Annotated in this window: 16 protein-coding genes; 8 read left to right on the forward strand and 8 right to left on the reverse strand. The window is 64.8% G+C overall.

Annotated elements, in window-relative coordinates; all coding sequences use genetic code 11:
- Positions 1 to 11 precede the first annotated feature (11 nt).
- Positions 12 to 3,983, reverse strand: coding sequence for a DUF7282 domain-containing protein (locus tag BLR35_RS16875; RefSeq protein ID WP_090384756.1), 3,972 nt, complete (start codon positions 3,981 to 3,983; stop codon positions 12 to 14).
- A 392-nt stretch (positions 3,984 to 4,375) separates the two neighbouring features.
- Between BLR35_RS16875 and BLR35_RS16880 the strand changes: the two genes are divergently transcribed.
- The 5 genes from BLR35_RS16880 (at position 4,376) to BLR35_RS16900 (ending at position 7,787) form a co-directional block, all read left to right on the forward strand.
- Positions 4,376 to 4,966, forward strand: coding sequence for a biotin transporter BioY (locus BLR35_RS16880; protein ID WP_090384759.1), 591 nt, complete (start codon positions 4,376 to 4,378; stop codon positions 4,964 to 4,966).
- Positions 4,963 to 5,667, forward strand: a complete 705-nt coding sequence (locus BLR35_RS16885; protein ID WP_090384587.1) for an energy-coupling factor ABC transporter ATP-binding protein — start codon at positions 4,963 to 4,965, stop codon at positions 5,665 to 5,667. The genes BLR35_RS16880 and BLR35_RS16885 overlap by 4 nt, the downstream gene beginning before the upstream one ends.
- Positions 5,661 to 6,365 carry an energy-coupling factor transporter transmembrane component T family protein gene (locus tag BLR35_RS16890; RefSeq protein WP_090384590.1) on the forward strand — a complete coding sequence of 235 codons (705 nt, stop codon included), beginning with the start codon at positions 5,661 to 5,663 and terminating at the stop codon, positions 6,363 to 6,365. Before BLR35_RS16885 ends, BLR35_RS16890 begins: the two co-directional genes overlap by 7 nt.
- 113 nt (positions 6,366 to 6,478) lie before the next feature.
- Positions 6,479 to 7,315 (forward strand): ParA family protein, encoded by an 837-nt coding sequence (locus BLR35_RS16895; protein WP_090384592.1) that lies wholly within the window; start codon positions 6,479 to 6,481, stop codon positions 7,313 to 7,315.
- Between the two features lie 112 nt (positions 7,316 to 7,427).
- The gene (locus tag BLR35_RS16900; RefSeq protein WP_090384595.1) at positions 7,428 to 7,787 is read left to right on the forward strand and encodes a hypothetical protein; all 360 of its coding nucleotides are present in this window, start codon (positions 7,428 to 7,430) and stop codon (positions 7,785 to 7,787) included.
- Positions 7,788 to 7,829: 42 nt separating this feature from the next.
- On the opposite strand, the gene yqeC is transcribed toward BLR35_RS16900, so the two are convergent.
- Complete coding sequence (gene yqeC, locus BLR35_RS16905) at positions 7,830 to 8,558, reverse strand: selenium cofactor biosynthesis protein YqeC (RefSeq protein WP_090384598.1); 729 nt, start codon at positions 8,556 to 8,558, stop codon at positions 7,830 to 7,832.
- Between the two features lie 203 nt (positions 8,559 to 8,761).
- Between yqeC and BLR35_RS20405 the strand changes: the two genes are divergently transcribed.
- Positions 8,762 to 9,094 carry a DUF7344 domain-containing protein gene (locus tag BLR35_RS20405; RefSeq protein WP_139169318.1) on the forward strand — a complete coding sequence of 111 codons (333 nt, stop codon included), beginning with the start codon at positions 8,762 to 8,764 and terminating at the stop codon, positions 9,092 to 9,094.
- Between the two features lie 102 nt (positions 9,095 to 9,196).
- On the opposite strand, the gene BLR35_RS16910 is transcribed toward BLR35_RS20405, so the two are convergent.
- From BLR35_RS16910 to cobN, 4 genes are all read right to left on the reverse strand, one after another.
- A complete protein-coding gene (locus BLR35_RS16910; protein ID WP_090384601.1) occupies positions 9,197 to 9,460 on the reverse strand; it encodes a HalOD1 output domain-containing protein in 264 nt (87 codons plus the stop codon).
- A 1,017-nt stretch (positions 9,461 to 10,477) separates the two neighbouring features.
- Entirely contained in the window at positions 10,478 to 11,272 is a 795-nt protein-coding gene (locus BLR35_RS16915) for a cobalt-precorrin-7 (C(5))-methyltransferase (protein WP_090384603.1), read from the reverse strand.
- On the reverse strand, positions 11,269 to 12,012 hold the full coding sequence (locus BLR35_RS16920) for a precorrin-8X methylmutase (RefSeq protein ID WP_090384605.1): 744 nt from the start codon (positions 12,010 to 12,012) through the stop codon (positions 11,269 to 11,271). The genes BLR35_RS16915 and BLR35_RS16920 overlap by 4 nt, the downstream gene beginning before the upstream one ends.
- Positions 12,005 to 15,928, reverse strand: coding sequence for a cobaltochelatase subunit CobN (gene cobN / locus BLR35_RS16925; protein ID WP_090384608.1), 3,924 nt, complete (start codon positions 15,926 to 15,928; stop codon positions 12,005 to 12,007). The genes BLR35_RS16920 and cobN overlap by 8 nt, the downstream gene beginning before the upstream one ends.
- Before the next feature lie 48 nt (positions 15,929 to 15,976).
- On the opposite strand from cobN, the gene BLR35_RS16930 reads away from it, so the two are divergent.
- Both BLR35_RS16930 and BLR35_RS16935 read left to right on the forward strand, forming a co-directional pair.
- Positions 15,977 to 18,079: an ATP-binding protein gene (locus tag BLR35_RS16930; protein WP_090384610.1), complete on the forward strand. Its 2,103-nt coding sequence runs from the start codon at positions 15,977 to 15,979 to the stop codon at positions 18,077 to 18,079.
- A 124-nt stretch (positions 18,080 to 18,203) separates the two neighbouring features.
- Positions 18,204 to 18,551, forward strand: a complete 348-nt coding sequence (locus BLR35_RS16935) for a (2Fe-2S) ferredoxin domain-containing protein (protein WP_090384613.1) — start codon at positions 18,204 to 18,206, stop codon at positions 18,549 to 18,551.
- Positions 18,552 to 18,665: 114 nt separating this feature from the next.
- Here BLR35_RS16935 and BLR35_RS16940 read toward each other — a convergent pair whose 3' ends face one another.
- Both BLR35_RS16940 and BLR35_RS16945 read right to left on the reverse strand, forming a co-directional pair.
- Positions 18,666 to 19,937: an outer membrane protein assembly factor BamB family protein gene (locus tag BLR35_RS16940; protein WP_090384614.1), complete on the reverse strand. Its 1,272-nt coding sequence runs from the start codon at positions 19,935 to 19,937 to the stop codon at positions 18,666 to 18,668.
- A gap of 2 nt (positions 19,938 to 19,939) precedes the next feature.
- Complete coding sequence (locus tag BLR35_RS16945; protein ID WP_090384618.1) at positions 19,940 to 20,317, reverse strand: DUF3209 family protein; 378 nt, start codon at positions 20,315 to 20,317, stop codon at positions 19,940 to 19,942.
- Position 20,318: the final 1 nt, after the last annotated feature.

Below are 20,318 nucleotides of genomic sequence, written 5' to 3' on the forward strand. Positions count from 1 at the left end.
GAGTTCCGGTGCTACGCCGACCCTGCCGTCTCGTCCGGCGAATCGCTGGCCGCTGGTCCGTCCTCGATCTGTGGCCCATCGTCGCCAGTGGCCGGCTCGTCGGTCGCTCCCGGTTCTGACCCGTCGTCCTGAATCCCGTCTGGCCCCGTCGCTTCGTCCGGACTGTCCGGGAGACCGGTATCAGTTTCCTCGTCGCCCGCATCCGTTTCGTCGTCTTCGTCAGTCTCTGCATCCGGTTCCTCGAGGCCGTCGTCCGGCACCTCGAGACTGTCGTCCGTTTCCGTCTCGTCGTCAACGTCGGTCTCGTCGCCGGGGTCTTCGAACTCGTCGTCGGCTTCAGTCGGTAGTTCGTTGTCGGTCTCCTCTTCGGTCTCGACGTCCTCCATCTCGTCCTCGGCTTCCTCGACCACCAGCGTCATTTCGACGCTCTCGTTTTCGGTCGAGAGCGTCGCAGTGTACGTGTCGGGCTCGAGATCGTCGGTCTCCGCGGCAAGCGACGCGGTCGCCGACTCACCGGCCTCGAGCGTGAGTTCGCTCGTGTCGACGGTCTCGTTCTCGAGCGCGAGTTCGACGTCCTGGGTACCGGCTTCGTCGCCGACGTTCGTGATCGTCGCGTCGATGTCGAGGTCTTCGCCCTGTTCGATCGGCGAGTTCGTCGCCACCTCGCTGATCTCGAACGTCGCGGGCTCTTCCTCGGGAACGTCGACGATCTCGCCTGCAGGATCGGTCTCCGCGGTGAGCACCTCGTCGTAGTCGTAGATCGTCATGTCCACCGTCCAGACGAGTTGTTCCTCGTCGGTCTCGGGCGTCCACTCGACGGTGAACGTGTTCTCGCCGGGCTCGAGTTCGTCGATCGGTTCGTCGTCGGTCGTCCCCTCGAGTTCCGTCCCGACGAAGATGCTCGCGTCGTTGGGGTTTTCGTAGCCGAAGGTGACGTCGATCGTCGGCGGTTCGTCGGTGTCGCCCTCGTCGACGACGGTCGTCTCCTCGACGGAGACCGTCGGCAGGTCGGGCCGCGTCTCCGCGATGCACTCGGCGCTGTCCGGGTTCGGATGATCGATACTCGCGGTCGGCACCGCCTCGGGCGAACTGATGCCCGTGATGGTCGTTCCGTAGTCGCCGTAGTCGCCGACGTCGACGACGACCTCGTCCTCGTCGGCTTCGACGACACCCTCGCCGTCACCGATCTCGAAGACTATCGTTCCGGTGAACGGCGCTTCGACGTCTTCTCCGACCGTCACGAAGTCCTCGATGATCGTGTTCCCGAACCCGCCGGCGGTGTAGAACCCGGTGCTGGCCGCCACAGTGTCTCCCTCCTCGAGCGAGTCGCTGACCTCCGCGCGCGTGCAGTCGACGAACTCGACTTCGAACGCCTCGTCGAGGGTGTACTCGAGCGTGTCGCTCGCGAGCACCTCGTCGTCGGCGACGTCGACGATCGAGACCTCGAGCGTCGCGTTATCCTCGAGTGGGTCGTCGAACTCGATCGACTCGTTTTCGATTCCCTCACTGGCCGGGAACGGATCGGTCTCGACGAGGAAGTCGTCTTCGCCTTCCTCGGCGACGGTGAGGCTGTAGTCGACCGTCGCGTTCGCCTCGCCGATCGTTACCGCCTCGCCGTCGCCGCGCTGATCCGAGACCTCGAGTTCGGCTTCGGGGACGGGTTCGGGGTCGTCCTCGAGCGCGTACGCGATCGTCTCGCTCGCGAGTACCTCGTCGTCTTCGACGTCACGGACGGAGACGTCGACGCTGGTGTCGGCGTCGATCGGTGGCTCGAGTTCCAGCTCGAGGTCTTCGACTCCGTCGTCTGCATCGAACGCCTCGCTGTCGACGCGTTCGCCGTCGTCGTACTCGGCCGACACCGTGTAGTCGACGGAGGCGTTGGCCTCGTCGACGGTCAGTGTCTCGCCGTCACCGGTCTGATCCGAGACGTCGAGTTCCGCCTCGGGTTCGGGTTCCGGCTCTTCGTCGACGGTGACGAACGCGCTGTCGAGCACCGGCGCACCACCCTCAGAGACGTACGGTTCGTCCTCGGAGCCGTCGCTCTCGACGTACTGGAACGTCTCGTCGCCGGTCGTGTCGTGGTGGACGACCGCGGTCAGCGGTTGGCTCTCCTCGAGCGACTCGTCGAGTTCGACGGTCACGTTGTCGTACGCGCCGGCCTCGAGGTACTCCGAGGAGCCCAGGACGGCCTCGGGATCGGCGTCGACCGCTAGCTCGTCGTAGACTGCGACGAAGCCGCCTTCGGAGAGCTCTATCGCGTCGATCACGACGCTGTCGCCGTCGGAGTCCTGATCCTGGAAGGTGATCGTCGCCTCGCCCTCGAGTTCGTCGATCTCCTCGACCCGCTGGACGACCTCGATTTCGACGTACTGGACGACCGCGGTCGCGTCGTCGATGCCTTCGGCGACCGCGTACCCCGTCGCGTCGGCGGCGGTCTCCTGAGTCAACACCTGGAGTTGGGTGACGCTGATCTGCTGGTACTGGATCGCGCGGGCGGTCTCCTGGCTCGCGCTCGCGGCCCCGATCTGTATCTGTTCGACCGTCGCCTCCTGATGCTGGGAGAGGGCACCGCTTGCACTTCCGCTGGCTAGTTGCTGGACCTGCGTCACGTCGACGACCTGCTGCTGGACTACTGCGCCCTCACCGGCGCCGAAGGCGGCGCTCTGGATCTGTTCGATCTCGACGACCTGATACTGGATCGCCGACTCGACGGCTCCTTTCGAGGCCCCGGTCGCGGCAGACTGGATCTGCGTGATTGTGACCTCCTGCTGCTGGACGAGCACTCCCTGTGCACCCCCGTCTGCGGCGGCCTGGATCTGCTCGACGGTCGCCTCCTGACTCTGATAGATCGCTCCCTTGGCCGCGCCGAACGAGGCCTCCTGCACCCCGGTTATCGTGACCCGCTGGACCTGCTCGACGGTTACCGACTGCACTCCCTTCAGCGCCCCCGCGCTGGCTCCCCAGGCCGCGGACTGGGTCTGTTCGACCGTCACCGTCTGACGCTGAACGAGTGCGCCCTTCGCGGCTCCCGTCGCCGCCTTCTGGATCTGCTTGGCGTCTGCACGCTGGTACTGGTCGGCCTCGAGGTCGACTTCTTCGTCCACGACGTCCACTTCGTCCGAACCCTCAATCGCTCCCGCACCCGCACCCGCGGCCGCGTGCTGGACGTGCTCGAGGGTGACCTGCTGGCGCTGTTCGACCGTAATCGACTGGTACTGCTCGAGGACGCCGTAGGCTGCTCCCTTGGCGGCTTCCTCCGTCTTGGTGCCGTCCTCGACGCCGCGTTCACCGGCTTCGCTCGCAGCGCCGGACGCAGCACCGCGCGTCGCGACCTGGATCTGTTCGACGGTCACGCGCTGTTCCTGCGTGATCGCGCCGAAGGTCGCTCCTTTGGCTGCACGCTGTAGCTGGCTCGCCTCGACCGTCGCGTGCTGGGCGAGCGCGCCGTCGACCGCACCACCGACGGCGTACTGGGTCGCGGTGACGTTTACCTCCTGGGCGGCGAGCAGCGAGCCGTGGACGGCCCCTTTCGTCGCCTCCCGGACCTGTTCGTCGTCGGCGTCGTCGTGCTCTGTGACGAACTCGCTTGCTCCCTGGATGGCGGCCTCGCGCTCGTCGTCGGTCACCTCGACGCCCTCTTCCTCGGCGAGGGAGATTCCCTCGTCGACCCCGGCTTCGACGGCCTCGCTGCGGTCCTCCTGGAGTTGTGCCGTCGGGCTCCCGCCGGTATCACCCGCAGCCTCCTCGATTTCCGGTGATTCCATCGAGATCAACTCGAGGTCGTCGCTCGCTTCGGCACCGATCGAAGCCGACGCTCCATCGTCCTGGCTCTCGGCTGCCCCATCGTTCACGGCGGGCGCTTCGTCGTCCTCCGCCGAACCGAACCCGCCGCCGAGAAACGGCAACGCGACGACGCTCGTCGCCATGAGGACGGCGAACGCGACCGCGATCACGACGACCGTCCGCGTTCGTCGCTGCGTCATCGTCGCCACCCGCCACCGATCCGACGGCACGCGCCATCGACCTGTCGTGGTGTCGCCCATCCACCCGTTCGATACCCTCGATATCCGAACCGCGGCCGATCGAAGCGCATTCTCTCACCACCCAGCCGAATCGGTCCATAAGTACGCCGGTCGTTTCGGCCTGTTGTCTGACACAATACGCGATTACTACGCCGTGGCAACCGATTCGATCCGCCAGTCTATCGACGACGACGCCGTATTCGTCGTCCGAGCCGATCGAAAATCCCTCACGAATCCCGACAGGAAGCGGCCGATTTCGACCGATGGCGGCGACTCTCTCCCTCGTCGTCGAGTCGACCCGACCGATCTCGGAAACCGAAGTTTTGAACTGGGTTTACGAGAGAGCGAGGTGCATGGAAACCGAACATGGCTCGGTTCAGGCGGTCGATGACGTCGTCGTCAGGCAGTTCGCACGAGCAGCGTTGCTCGCCGCGTTGATCGGTGTCGGGGCACAGATTGCGTTTCCGAACCCGTTCTCACCGGCACCGGTCACGTTACAGGTGCTGTTCGTCTTCCTGGCCGGTATCGTGCTCGGCCCCGTCTGGGGGTCCGTTTCGATGGTGCTGTACCTGGCGGCCGGTGCCGTCGGCGCGCCCGTTTTCGCCGCGTTCACCGCCGGTCCCGGCGTCTTGCTCGGGGACAGTGGCGGCTACCTCTGGGCGTATCCGATCGCTGCCGGGCTGATCGGCCTGCTCGTTCACCGCGGCCGCGACCTCCGTGATCCAGCGACGGTCTCCACACCCGTGCTCGTCGCCGCGCTCGTGGCAGGGACGGCGGTCATCTACGCGATGGGCGTCGGCTACATGGCCTGGCTCTTCGAACTAGGTCTCGTCGAAGCGATCCTCGTCGGTGCGGTTCCGTTCATCCCCTTCGAACTCCTCAAGATGGCCGCTGCGCTCGCGATCGTCAAGAGCGGGCGGATCACGCCGGTCGGCGCCCGATGATCGAGTTCCGCTCGGTCACCTACGCCTTCGAGGACGTCCCCGTCCTCGAGGACCTCTCGCTATCGATCGCGGACGGCGAGTTCGTCCTCGTCGCGGGCGCGAACGGCAGCGGGAAGACCACCCTGTTGCGACACTGTAACGGGCTGTTGTCGCCCGACTCGGGGACCGTCCTCGTCGACGGCACGCCCGTCGAGGAGAATGTCGTCGCCGCCCGCGCGAGCGTCGGCATGGTCTTTCAACACCCGCGAGACCAGTTCGTCGCCGCAACGATCGGCGCGGACGTCGCCTTCGGCCCCGAGAACCTCGGTCTCGACCGCGAAGAGATCGACCGTCGTGTCGCGGTCGCACTCGAGGCCGTCAACCTCGCGGGCCGCGAGGACGATCGAATCGACGGTCTTTCGGGCGGCGAACAGGCCCGCGTCGCGATCGCCGGCGCGCTGGCGATGGAACCGACCCACCTCGTTCTCGACGAGCCGTTTACCGGACTCGACGAACCCGCCCGGCAGTCGGTACTCGAGCGCCTCGAGGCGCTGTCGGTCGACGGTACCGGCGTCTTGCTCGCGACCCACGACCTCCGGGACGTCCTCGACCTGGCGGACCGCGTGATCGCGATGTGTGACGGCGAGGTGGTCGTCGACGCACCGCCGGCACAGGCCGTGGAACGACTGGAGGGACTTGCGGTTCGCGTGCCACGATGTTGAGCTACGAACCCGACGACACGCTGGCCCATCGACTCGATCCGCGGTCGAAGCTGGCGGTCCAGATGGGGTTCGCCGTGACTGCGCTGGCTCACACGAGCCTGCCTGCGTTGCTCGCACTGTCGGCCGTCACTGCCGGAATCCTGGCCGTTGCAGGCGTTTCGCTTCTGCGGACGCTGTACGCCTACCGGTTCGCACTGGTGATAATCGCGATAGCGCCGCTCGTCGCCGCCGTGACGCTTGGCCCACCCTGGATCGACGTCTCGGACGGCCTCGCGTCCGCGCGCGCCAGCTATCGCGTGTTGCTCATCCTGCTGGTCAGTGCCGCTTACGTTCGGTCGACACCCGTACGCGACTCTCGGGCTGCGATCCAGCGGACGATCCCGGGCAAACCGGGGCAGCTACTGGGCGTCGGGATTGCCCTCGTCTTCCGGTTTCTCCCCGTCCTGCAGGCCGACGTCCGGACGATCCGCCAGGCGTCGGCTGCTCGTCTCGGCACCGAACGCGGCGCGGTCGATCGGGCGAGTCGACTCGGACTGCTCAGTGTTACCCGGGCGTTCGATCGGGCCGATCGGCTCTCGCTGGCCCTGCAGGCCCGCTGTTTCGCCTGGAATCCGACGCTGCCATCGCTATCCTTCTCCCGACTCGACGTGCCCGTACTGGGAGTCGCACTTTTGCTCGCCGTGACTGCGGTTCTCTAGCGAGAAACGTCAGTCGGCGATGAGATTTATGTTCTCTGCAATGAGTGTACTGGGACAGTGACAGGACCGCGGCTCGCGACGCGTGGGGGAGTCGCACGCGGGAGAGAATTGATATGAGGGGAATTACAGTTACGTTGCAGAAGGGGGGAGTCGGGAAGACGACCGTCGCCATCAACCTGGCCGAACGGCTCGCGGCCCGAGGACACGACGTCCTGCTGGTCGACGTCGACCCGCAGGGAAGCGCGACCGAGGGCGTCGGCTGTGGCGATGCCTACACCGGTGATACCCACCTGGGGCAGGTCTTCGATCCGTCCGATCCGACGACGCCCGGCGACGTGGTCCGATCCACCGGAACCGAACTGTCGTTCGATCTCGTCCCGTCGCACGCGTCGCTCGACCGACTCGCGGCGGAGATCCAGGCCACCGAAAACGGCGAGGCACAGCTCTATCGAAAGCTCGTTCGCCCGCTTGCCGACCGGTACGACTGGATCGTCCTCGACTCGCCGCCGACGATCGGACCGCTCTCGAACTCGGCCATCGTCGCGACGCGACAGGCAGTCGTCCCGCTGCAGCTATCGAAACCGAGCGCCGACGCACTGACGCGGACGGTCACGAACCAGCTATTCGCGCTCAACGACCGGCTGCCGGAACGGGAACCGATCGAAATTCTCGCGATCGTTCCGAACCGCGTCAGCGGGGACAACGAGGAAAAGCGCGTCCTCGAGGCACTCGAAGACAGCCAGTTCGAGCCGTACCTGCCGGCGTTCGCCCGCTCGAGCCTGCTCCAGGACGCGGACTCGCCCGGTCCGGGAATCCGCGAACGAGTGGCGTTTCGCCGGGCGTACCGCAGCGGCGTCCCGCTCGCGTCCTACGATCCGGACGTCGACATGCTCGACCGACTCGACTCGCTCACGAACAAGATCGAAGAGAAGGGACGGGAGATCGCCTGATTCCGGCAAAATACTCGCCGAGCCGTCAATAGTAGTTGTCAGAACCGTAACTACAGTACGATGAATACCCTGAACGTCGATCCTTATAAAAAATATATGTGGGTGCCTGTATATGCAAGCCGATAGAACTCCCAGTATTGCCCTCTCATTTGTCATTGGATTTGTCGTCCTTTCCACGATAAACATCGGATGGCGATTCCTGGTCTCCTTCGGTTTCCACCCTCGTTGGGCCCTCTACGCGATTCTCACTACCACTGGTCTGCTGGGAATGTATGCCTCTCTTTGGCGAGCGCATCGTATCGGTCTCGTCGTTATCCCCGTTCACCTCGGGATTGTGATGGTGTACTTCGGCGTCTTCGAAATCGGATATCGAACGTCGACAGAGTGGACAGCGGTGGTGGTCTCCTGGGGTTTGCTGGTTGGCATCGTCTTCCTGAACGCCGACTACTTTACCACGGATACACCGAGATAGGCCTCGAGACGTGTTCTGCCCTGCCCCTCCCAGAAGATAAAATCAGACGACGTCGACGACTGGGTTCTCCTCGAGCAGACTGGTCACGACTACTCGCGGGACGTCGCGTCGATCGTGTATTGCGGCGGCGATCTCTCGAGCGGTTTCCGCGAGTTCTGGCGTATCCGCCATGTTGAGCAGCGGGACGACCGTCGCACCGTCGGGAACGTCCTTGCAGCCACCCGCCTCGCTCGCGAGCACGGTCGCGACGTCGGCCGGCGAGATTCGGTCACCCATCTCGAGTTCAGTGACCGCAGCGACTCGTTCGGGCCTGTGGACGTGTTCGTCCTCGAGTCGTTCGCCGACGACGCGTGTGCTCGCGATCGGAACGACGGTATTCGCAGTCGACGGCAACTGTGGCTCCTTTTCCGCCGGGGCCTTGAACCAGCGGGTTCGTGCGCCGTCGGCTTTCACGAGTATCGGAACGCCCTCGAGGTCCGCGAGCGCATCGACGGTCTCCCGCCCGTAGCCGCGATACCGGTCGTCCCCCTCTCGAGCGGGAACCAGACCGAGCGGCCACGTTTCGTTCGACCGGGCGACCTCGAGTGGCCGCTCGGTTATCGCGAGGTCCGCGACCTGCTCTTCGAACGGCGGAATGCGTACCGTCGCCGTTACGATCGCCCGCTCGAGTCGTGCTGCGAGTGCGTACAGCGTCGACTTCTTCCCACCCGCTCCGACGACGCAGGTCACGCCGGTTTCGGCCTCGAGTGCGTCGACGAGCGAATCGGTCACGGATTCTCACCCGGACTCGGACGTGGTCGTGTATCGCTCATTCGACTCTCAAGACGGTCGCCGAACTGAAATAGATCGGTCTCCGGCAATCGCTGTATCTTAATAAATTGATACTGGTGTATGAGTTGGAGACCAGTATACAGCGGGACGAAAATACATATCGGGGAGTAGAACTTAGTAGTCTCGTTATATCTAGTACCGGTATGAAATCTTGCAGGAACCCGGAGCTAGTTGACGAATTTCTCACCGTTCTCTCTGACTGCCGCCGACGGACTGTCGTTCTCTACCTCCGCGATACGACCGACGGGACGGCGACGTTCCCAGAACTCGCGACGCAACTCGCTACCAACTGCTCGAATGCCAGAGACGAAGACGCCGAAATGATTCGTCTCGTCCACCAGGTACTGCCAGCACTCGTAGACCACAGCGTGGTCGAGTACGACGTCCGAAGCGAGGTCGTCAGATACCGTCCGACCGCGTTCGTCGAAGACGTTTTCGAGTGTCTCGAGGAGTACGGGCCGGCAGGGAACGAATAAGCGAGGGCATCGTTCTCGAGTCGAGCCAGCGATTCATCCGGGCCGCTGTAAGCCATTTCCGCGTCCTGCAGTCGTTCCGGTAAATCGTTACAGCGTTCCGTATCAGTCGTTGTACGTTCCGTGCTGGGGTCCACCGTCCCGGTCGGTAGAAGAGAGTGAGACGGTGCCGGATTCGTCGATACGGATCGCGTACCCACAGTACGTAAAGGTAACCGCCGTCCCTCGAGTAGCCGACTCGAGTAGGTTGTCGAGTGCGTCGGGATCGATCGTCTCGTACAGCGGTCGATCCAGCGCTACCGGTTCGATCTCCTCGGCTGCAGCTACCTCTTCGACGACCATCTGACTCGGCCGCTTGCCCCGATCCATGCCAGTCGGTACGACGAGCCACCTGATAAACATATTGGCAAGCAAGAACGTACGGAAAATGAAGGGCTTCAGCTCTCCCTTTCAGGGAACGCAACCGGCCGTTAGAACGGTAGACACTGTCAATATGGCCAACAGTTTTAGTATGGAGAGCCACCTTCGCTCAACTGGCAGGGATTGGGGGATTCAGTCGTTGCCACGGTTGGTCCCGTTCGACTCGTGACACACCCTGCCGCCTCCACTGTCGACACATCGATTCAACCACCACATCTTCCCGATCACCCACACTGGGGGCATTCGGCCGGTCGGTTCACCACCCGGCCAACTTCGAACCGTAACGTCCCGAAATCGATGGACTGCGTACTGTTTCGGCCAACGCCTTTACTACCGGCTACGAGCAACGTCTACCCGGCGGGAAATTGGGGTTCAATCGTTCGTCGGTTGATCTCGTCCGATACGTGACAGTACCCCGCCAATCCGTGTCACTCCAGGGTGACTTCCCCGATCGTATCTTCCCGATTCGATCATGGACTGATTCGTTCGACCGGCCATCCTGTCTCTTTCGGCCGGTTTCATTCGTTCTCATCCGTAAACGGTGACCAACCGTTTCGACGATCGAACCAACTGACCTTACTACCCGCCCACAAAATACACTCCCTGCGGGGATGGGGACTCGTCAATAGTCGTTCGGGCCAGACGCCACGACCCGTCTCCGTTCCTGGGACTTCTACTGCGGTCGTCGTTACCTGTGAACGAATCGATAAATTTACTGCCGAACAACTGGGTTTTCCGCATGGCGGGGAGATTGGGGACCGCGACTGCCGTCTCGTGCTCGTTCGACTGGTACTATCCCCGCCACCTGCTCCGGTTTGCCAGTAGCTTTAATCGATATTAGTGTAATCTCCCATCCGGCGGGGATTGGGGAGTTTACCGTCATGAGTGAGTCCACTGAACTCGTGGAGTTCCCCGCCGAATGCGGTTTTACGTCCTAAAGTAGCGACGCTGCTCGGTCGATTCGACCTACTCGATCTCTACCGGTCGGCGAACCGCGAGTACGACCAGATCCGAAAACGGCGTATCCGATTTCTCGTCGCCACCGGCGTACGCCGCGAGTTCCGCGAGTCCGAACCGATGGATTTCCTCGTCATCGTGAGTTAGTTTTTCGAGAACCAGCGCCTCGAGTTCGGGATCTGCGCCGTTCTCGAGCAGAAACGCCGCGATATCGCCGGGCATGCGGTCGTACGGTCGGGGGAGCACGAGCAGGTGTCGGTCGCCGACGGCCGCCGCGAGTCGATCCATGTCGTCGGCGAGGTCGCCGCTCTTGTGCAGCGTCACGAACTCGGTGTCTTCCATCGGCGTTCGAGCACGGCTGGCGGCGACCTGCAGCGAGGAGATACCTGGTATCACCTGCACCGGTTTCTCGGGTGCTTCGCGTTCGACGGCCCGCTTTACCTTCCCGACGAACTGGTATCCCGAGTGGTTCGGATCGCCCATCGCGACGGCGGTCCCCGACTTGCCGGCGGCGACCCGTTCGGCGAACGTCTCGAGCGTCTCTCCCTCGTCGCTGTAGCCACAGGTCAACAGCTCCGCGTCGGTTCGATCCGCGACGAACTCGACGACGGTCGAGAACCCGACGACGACGTCGGCCTCTCGGATCGCTCGCTCGCCACGTGGGGTGAGATACTCGAGGTTTCCCGGCCCCACACCGACCGCGTAGACGGGATCGACGGCCGAGCCGTCGATATCCGGTTCCGGGTCGGCGGCCGCGAACGTCGCCGGATCGGGGCCGCTCTCGAGGTCGTACCCGTCGCTCATCGATCCTCCGTGCTCGCTCGAGCGTCGGCCGTCTGCTCGAGGTCGAGCGCATCCGTTCGAACGTCTTTGGCGACGTGGATCAGTTCGTTCGTCAGCGCGGCGGCGAGTCCGCTTCCGCCACGTCGGCCGACGTTCGTGATCGCCGGGACACCGTACTCGTCGCTGATCTCGCGGATGCGCTGTCGACTCTCTTCGGCTTTGACGAACCCGACGGGGGTCGCGACGACGACTGCCGGACGGGTTCCGTTCTCGATACAGTCGGCCAGCGCGAACGCGGCCGTCGGCGCGTTGCCGATCGTCGCTATCGATCCGTCGTAGACGCCTTCTTTGTCGAGTTCGAGCACGCCAGCGGCGGTCCGGGTCATCCCCGTCTCGTTCGCCAACTCGGACCCGTGGCCGATCGCCTTGTGTTTCTCGCAGTCGTGCCCGCGGCCCGTGATGCCGGCCTGGGCCATCGTGATGTCCGTGACCACGTTCGCCTCCTCGAGGACCGCTCGAGCGCCCGCCCGGACGGGAGCGTCCTCGTCGTCGCCGATTTCGTCTTCGCCGGTAAACCGTATCATGTGCTGGAACTCGATGTCGCCCATCGAGTGAACCGACTTCTGACGGACTCGATCGGCGAGCGTCTCGTCGGGGACGAACTGCCGGACGATGTCGATGCTCGTCTCGGCGATGTCCATCGCTTCCTGTGTCGTTGCGCCCAGATCCGCGTACTCGTCTTCGTATTCGCTGTCAGTCATCGTTGGTTACCTCCGTCAGCTCGTTCGTCGTTCGCGCCTCCAGATCGCCCTCTACGGAGAGGTTGATGTCACGCAGTCTGTCCTCGATATCGTCGTCTGCGTCCCAGAGCCCTCGGTCGATCGCCTCGAGCAACGTCGCCGTGATCGACTCGAGTGCCCACGGGTTGACGTCTTTCATCCACTCCTGTCGATCCTCGTCGAAGGCGTACGCGTCGGCGACGTCCTCCCAGAGTCGGTCGCTGATTACGCCCGTCGTGGCGTCCCAGCCGAGCGTGACGTCGACCGTCGTCGAGAGGTCGCCGGCACCCTTGTAGCCGTGTTCCTCCATGGACTCGAGCCAGTCGGGGTTCAGGACGCGGGCCCGCATCGCCTTCCGGACCTTCTCCTCGTTGGTGTAGACCGAGACGTTGTCGGGGTCCGAGGAGTCGCCGACGTAGGAAGCGGGCTCTTCGCCCGAGACCTCCGAGACGGCGGAGATGAATCCGCCGTGGAAGGCGTACCAGTCCGAGGAGTCGAACTCGTCCTGTTCCATCGTGTCCTCGATCTTCACGGTGGCGTCGACGCTCGAGAGTCGCCGCTCGAAGGCGTCGTGGGCGTCGGAGACGCGCCCTCTCGACCCCATGGCGTAGCCACCCCACTGGACGTAGACGTCGGCGAGGTCCGAGCGATCCTCCCAGTTGCCTTCGTCGACGGCCTTGTTCGTCCCGGCCCCGTAGCCGCCGGGTTTCGTGGTGAAGACGCGATGCTTCGCGGCTTTCAGGGCGTCGGATTCCTCGAGTCCGTCGTCCTCGAGTTCGGCAGTTTCCTCCTCGACGTGCTTTTTCACGTAGTTCATCTCGTGCGGTTCGTCGAGATCGACGACAGCGTCCACCGCATCGTGAATCACGCCCGCGGCCGCGGGGAAGGCGTCCCGGAACAGGCCCGAAACCCGAGTCGTCACGTCGACTCGCGGCCGGCCCAGTTCCTCGAGCGGAATCGGCTCGACGTCGTCGATCCGGCCCGCGTCGGTCCAGACGGGTTCGACGCCCATCATCGCGAGCACCTGGGCGATGGTCTCCCCGCGCGTGCGGATCGTGGGGGTGCCCCAGGCGACGACGCCGATCTCCTCGGGATACTCGCCCGCTCCGGCGGCTTCGCCGCCTTCTCGCGACTCCTCCGGAGTCGCGCTCTCGTCGTAGTGGCGCTCGAGCACACCCTCGGCGACCTCCTTGCCGACCTGCCAGGCGGCTTTCGCCGGCACCTTGCGCGGATCGAGCGTGTAGAAGTTTCGCGCGGTCGGCAGCAGGTCGACGCCGCCGCGGGTGGGTGCGCCCGACCCTCCCGGTGGGACGTACTTGCCCTCGAGGGCGTCGACAGTCCGTGGAACCTCCTCGTCGGCCCCCTGGACGCGGGGCTGGGCTTTCTCACAGATGAACGCCAGCACCTCCCGCAGGTCGTCGTGTGCGCCCGGTTTCGCCTTCGCGTCACCGATCGTCTCGAGGTCGACGATCAGCAAGTTGACGTTGACCTCGTCTTCGGGACCACCCTCCAACTCGGAGACGGGAACGTCGAAGTCGTGGGCCGCGAGCGTCTCGATCAACTCGACGCTTTGCTCGTATACGACGTCCGCTGCCTCGGCGTAGGTCATGCCGAGTTCCTCGTCGTACTCGCCTGGCGACTCGAGCATCGTCTCGTAGTCGACGCCCAGCGCCCCCGCAACGCTTTCGCGCAGACTCGGCGCGCCGGGGTTCTCGAGACGAGTGAGCGCGACGAGATACTCGACGAGTCGCTCGCCCTCGGGGGGTTCGCTCATCGTATGCAGCCCCATCCGGATCTGGGTCGTCTTGACGTCGGTGAGGTACTCGTGGATGCGTTCGACGAGTTCGTCGATATCGACCTCGTCGCCGTCTACGTCGCCCTCCGCCAGAGTCGACCCAGCCTCGTCGGGACCACGAACGTCGGCTTTCTCGTCTACCGTTCCTGCAATACCGAGTTCCACTGCGAGATCTAGTTCCTCGACTTTCTCCCGGAGCAGACGCTCGAGATGCTCGCCCTCGTCGCTTCGCGCGTCTTCCATCCCGGCTTCGCGGTACTCGCTCGCCAGCTCCTCGAGTTCGGCCAGGTCGTCGTAGGTTCCCGCGGCACGCATCACGGGCGTGAGGTAGTCGACGATAGCGGCGTACGAACGGCGTTTCGCCTGAGTTCCCTCGCCGGGATTGTTGACGATGTAGGGGTAGACGTTCGGGAGGTCGGCGACGAGCGCATCGGGGGCGCTCTCGCCGTTCAATCCGACCGTCTTGCCGGGGAGCCACTCGAGGCTGCCGTGGGTGCCGAGGTGGACGACGGCGTCGGCCTCGAACTCCTCGCGCAGCCACGCGTAGAACGCATAGTAGTCGTGTGGCGGCTGCAGGTCGGAATCGTGGTAGACCTTCGAGGGATCCATCCCGAACCCGCGGGGCGGCTGAACGGTCACGAGAACGTTGCCACACTCCATGCCCGGAATCGCGAACGGGCGTTCCGGCGGTTCGCCCCACTCCTCGACGACGTGTTCCTGGAAGCGGTCGTCCGCGTCCTCGAACCACTCCGCGTACTGCTCGGACGAGACGGTGTCGACGCTCAATTCGCGGACGTCCTCGGGAGCGACCCACCGATCCTCGAGCGTGAGTTGCGAAGTCAACTCGTCGATTAGTTCCCCGCCGCCCTCGGGCCGATTCTCGAGGTCGTAGCCGCGGGCCTCGAGTTCCTCGAGCAGGTTGATCGTGCTCTCGGGGCTGTCGAGGCCGAAGGCGGTCCCGATGCCGTCGTCGCTCGGCGGGTAGTTGTGGAGGACGACGGCGACGTTCTTCTCCTCGTTGGGCGTGTGACGAAGCTGTGCCCAGTTGACTGCCAGCGAGGCGACGTGGTCGATCCGGTCCTCGATCGGGAAGTGCTGTTTCGGCGCGCTGCCGACGCCGGCCTCGTCGTCCATCCGCTCCTTTCCGCTGACGGGATGAGTGACCACGTTGCCGTCGAACTCCGGCAGCGCTACGGACAGTGCGAGTTCGAACCCCATCACGCCCGTGTCGCTCGCCTCGTAGCGAGACCGCGAGCGCATCGTCGTGATCGCCTGCAGGACTGGAACGCCCAGTTCTTCGAGGAAGATGTCCTCCGTGTTTCCTTCGTCGCTGGCCGACCGGCCCCGTTCGCTCATCCCCAGCGAGAACATGAAGGAACTGACGACGGCGTCGACGATCGGCCCGTCCTCGTCGCTGAACCAGTTTCTCGCGACCCACTCGGCGTTCTCCTGACCCTCCTCGTCGGTCGCCGGATTACAGAACGCTGGCAGGACGTTCACGTCTCGGTCCTCGAGCGCCCGGACGAGCGCGTCGACGTAGCGCGTGTTGGCGTGCGTCCAGTGGGACTCGTAGAACCAGACGCCGATCGTCGGCTTCTCGTCGTCGTGGGTCTCGAGCAGTTCCTCGTACTCGACGGCGGGGTAGTCGGGGTGGTAGACGCCCTCCGTCGGCAATTCGACGGGATCGTCGTAGTCGCCATCGTAGTCGCCGTACGCCGCCGCGAGGTACCGACAGCAGTTCGCGACGTTGACCGTCCCGCCGCGCTCGAGGTACTCGTAGACCTGCTCGCGGTCGCTTTCGGCGACCGTCGTGTCCTCGAACGCGTAGGCGTCGCCGGTCGATTTCACGACCAGTGGGACGCCCGCGTCCTCGAGTCGCTCGGTCGCCAGATCGTACCCTGGCATGCTGTCTTCGGCCCCGTGAAGCCAGAAGACCGCCGCGTCGACGGACTCGAGTGCCTCTATGTACGCTTCGAGTTCGGCCTCGTCCTCGAGGTCGCTCTCGGAGCGAACTTCGAGGTCGATTCCCTCGAGCCGGTCCGCGGCCTCCTGTATCGCGCCCAACTCGTTTTCGGTCGCCGTGTATAACCCGATGGTCGGCATCGATGGTAAAGTATTATTTCGGTACTACAAATAAAGTTGTACATCGACATGGAGCGTCACCGAGCGCCGTTTTCGGCGATCGTCGGACAGGAGGAACTGAAGCGGGCGCTGCTCACCGTCGCGGTCGACGACGGGCTCGACGGCCTGCTCGTCCAGGGTGAGAAGGGGACCGCGAAGTCGACGGCCGTCCGCGGACTCGTCGACCTGCTGCCCGAGCAACGGGCCGTCGCGGACTGTCCGTACGGCTGTCCACCCGACGATCCGGCCAGCCAGTGTGAGACGTGTCGCTCACGCGATCCCGACGACCTCGCAGTAGAAACCCGGCCCGTCCCCCTGGTGACGCTCCCGCTCGGGGCGACCCGCGAGCGCGTCGTCGGCACGCTCTCGGTCGCCAACGCCCTCGAGGGCGAGGCCGAGTTCGATCCCGGCCTGCTCGCACGGGCGAACCGTGGCTTCCTCTACGTCGACGAGGTCAACCTGCTCGAGGACCACCTCGTGGACGTCCTCCTCGATGCAGCCGCGAGCGGCGTCAATCGCGTCGAGCGCGACGGCGTGAGCGTCTCTCATCCCGCCGACTTCACCCTGATCGGGACGATGAACCCCGAAGAGGGCGAGTTGCGGCCACAGCTTCGGGATCGATTTTCCCTCCAGGCGACCGTAACCGGCTGTCGTGACCCCGAGGACCGGATCGAGATCATCGACCGCGCACTCGAGCGAAATGTCGATCCCGAGACGTTCGCTGACAACTACGAGGCTGACACCGCCGCTCGACGAACGCAGTTACGCGAGGCCCGAGACCTGCTCGAGACGGTCGCCCTTCCCGACGAGTTCAAACGCGACATCGCCGAACTCTGTCTCGAGGCGGGCGTCGACGGCCACCGGGGAGACATCGCCATCGCCCGTACTGCCAGAACGCTCGCTGCGCTGGACGGTCGACGGAAGGTGATCGAACCCGACGTGGAGGAAGCCGCTCGGCTGGCGCTTCCACACCGTCTCCAGAGTCGACCGTTCGAGGACGCGCCGGACCCGGAGGACGTACTCGAGGATCACTTCGACGAAGAGGACGAGGAGAGAGACGGCGAGGGCGAAGCCGATGAACCGGAAGCGAGCAGCGACGAAGCGAGTGAGGACGACGAGCCCCAAACCGACGCTCGAGGCGACAGCGAAGACGACGGCTCCGGCGACTCGAGTGACACCGGCAGTAGCGGCGCTAACGGCTCGAGCCAGCCTTCGAATGATGCCCTCGACGATGACGACGGAGACGGAGACGGTGGGACACAGGATACGGACGCGCCAGCCGAGGGCGACGACGAAGACGAGGCGACACCGCTCGTCCCGGGCCAGCAACGGGCCGAAATCGGTGATGCAGAACGGCCGACTGTCGACGACGTCGAGGCCGACACCTCGACTCGAGGCGATGGCGCTCGAGTGCGCGCACGGGCGTCGGATCGGGGCCGTGGCGCGCGGGTGCGGACCGAGCGTGCAACTGCAGACGAGTCGGTCGACGCGGCCGCGTCGGTCCGGGCCGCCGCGACTGACGGCCGGACACACGTCGAGGAAGGGGACCTCCGCAAGTCCGTCAGGCAATCTCGAGCCGGTTCCCTGATCGTCTTCGTCGTCGACGCCAGCGCCTCCATGCGTCCGGCGATGGCCGAGGCCAAGGGGACGGTCATGAACCTGCTGCAGGACGCCTACGAACACCGCGACGAGGTGGCGTTCGTGGCCGTCGCCGGCGAGGAGGCCGAAGCCGTGTTGCCGCCGACCGACAGCGTCACGCTCGCCGCTCGCCATCTGAAAGAACTCCCGACCGGCGACCGGACGCCGCTGCCGTCGGGTCTCGAGGAAGCGACCCGCCTCGTGACGCGAACCGACGCCGACGCGAGCCTCGTGGTCGTCGTGACCGACGGGCGGGCAAACGTCGCGGAGGGGAGTCCGACGGCGAGCACGCGAGAAGCAGCGCGTCGACTCGCTCGAACCGATTCCGAGGTCGTGGTCGTCGACGCCGGCGACGACGGGGCGGGATTGATCGGCATCCTCGAGGCCGAAACCGGGGGGAAACGGATACCGCTCTCGGAGCTCTCAGCCGAGCGAGTGGCAGAAACTGCATCGGCGATCGGACGCGGAGAAAATACAGTTCAGAGAGACAAATGAGGTTTCAATCGATGGACGAATTGCAACTTACTCCGGCGATACGAAGGTGGAATCGAGCGAGAAACCGCAACCGACGAGGTTCTCGTCAGCACGTGAACGAACCCGTCGTCCGTTCCGAATACGAATGAAACGCCGCACGACCGAACAGCGAGAACGGCTCGACGCCCACGTCTTCGTCTGTACGACCGACCGCGACTCCGAGTACGCGTGCTGTCACGATGCCGGAGCCGAAGAGACGCTCGAAGCCGTCAAAGACTGGCTTCGAGAGCGGAACGCGTTCTGGTCGCCGATCGGCGTGTCGACCACGGGCTGTCTCGCACTCTGTAGCGAAGGTGGGACGGCGATCACGATCCAGCCCCACAACGAGTGGTACTCCGACGTTCGCCCCGAAGACGTCCCCGCGTTGCTCGAACGCGAGTTCGGCCCCGAGGCGTCCCGCGTCGACGACGAGCCTCCCGAGGACCGCGAGTAACCCTCGAGACCGGAGAACCGACGCCGCGGTCGACAGTCGTCGATCAACTCCGCCAGTCGATGGTTTTACGCTCGAAGGCTCGGGGGAACGCGCTCGATCGCGCCTCCGGGGTGCTTACCGCTCGAGTCGCCACGTGTGGAGCCGATAGGCTCCTCGCGTAACCCCTTCGTCGTGGTACTCGACGGGTTCCTCGATCACGACGAGTCGATCGTTCGACAGGGAAGCCACAGTCGAGATGCCCTCGATCGGACAAATCTCGACCGGCCCTGTTTCGGGATCGACGACGTGGACAGCGTGGGTCTCGGCGTCCCGCTCGCGGAAGTTCTGTGCCGACGGGATCACTACGAGATCGCCGTCTCGAGCGACACAGCGGGCAAAGCCGCGGACGTCGTGCGACCAGCGTTTCGTCCCGTCCTCGAGGTCGACCCCGATTGCCGTGTGTTCGTTCGGATGGCGACCGTCGGGATCGCGACTGTCCTCGGCGAAGGTGTTTCCGGTGACGAAAACGGCGGTGCCGTCGGCGACGGTAGCGTGATTCGGATAGGCGTACAGTGTCTCATCCTCGAGGCTGCGCTCGCTCGCCAGATCGATGTGCCATACTTCGCCGCAGTCGTCGTCGAGGAAATAGCCGTGTTTGTCGCCGTGGCTGGCGACAGCGATTCCCTCGTCGGTGAGAGCGACGTCACCGACGCGGCGCTCGCCCGACGTACCGGGGTCCCAGGTCGCGACCTCGTCGCCGGTCTCGAGGTCGAGGACGACGAGTCCGTGATCGTGCTCGTGGTTCGGCGGACAGCGATTGTAGCCGACGGCTACCCGCCGATCGTCGACGTCGACCGCGATCGGGGAAGCCCGGGCGTCGTAGGCCCACTCGAGGCCACCCTCGAGGTCGAAGCCGTAGACGACGCTCGACCAGTGCTGGACGTCGCCGTCGCGTTCGTACCGTCTGGCAGCGGCGACGACCGTTCCGTCGGCGATCCGAACGTCGACGACGAACGGCTGGGCGAAGAACGTCTCGTCGGCGGGCGAACCGACGTCTTCGGCGGTGACGTACTCCCACAGGAGGTCGCCAGTCTCGCTCGAGCGGACGCGAACCCGTCCCTCGGGACCCCGTTCCCCGACGACGAGGTAGCCGTCGGCGACGGCCATCGAGACGACGTATCGCTCCCCGTCGCCGTCGACGGTCCAGCGTTCCCGTGGCTCGCCGTCCGCGAGGTCGTAGGTGCTCACTCGCCCGTCCGCAAGACCGGCGAAGACGCACTCCTCGCCGACGGCGACGGCGGATCGACGCCAGTTGTGTCGGCTCGCAGCCGGACCGAGATCCCCGAGCGATACTCGCGTCTCGCGTTCGAGGACGCCGTCACCGTCGTCACACAGCGGTTCGTTCATGCTCACTCCTCGACCGGGAACGCCTCGTGGAGCGTGTGGTGCGTTTCGCCGAGGTCCTCGAGCAGTCCGTCGGTTCGCTCGCGGAGCCGTCGAATCCGCTGTTCGGCGTCCCGGACCGCGACGAGTCGCCCCCGGAGGTAGGCCCCGTATGGGTCGGTCGAGTCAGCGTCGGCTGCTTCCTCCTCGAGGTCGACCAGCGCCGCGTCGAGGTGGCGCTGGATCTCCTCGAGCGTCTCCGCGTTCGCCAGGGCCGCGATCGGCCCGTTCTCCTCGAGTGCGTCGCCGATTTCGGCCTCGGCGTGTTGTTTGACCTGTTCGTCGACGCTACCGTTGACGTTCATCAGTGCGAGTCTCAGTGCTTCGAGTTCTGCGCAAGCCATG

Origin of the sequence: Natronobacterium texcoconense (assembly GCF_900104065.1) — an archaeon.
Taxonomy (GTDB): Archaea; Halobacteriota; Halobacteria; order Halobacteriales; family Natrialbaceae; genus Natronobacterium; species Natronobacterium texcoconense.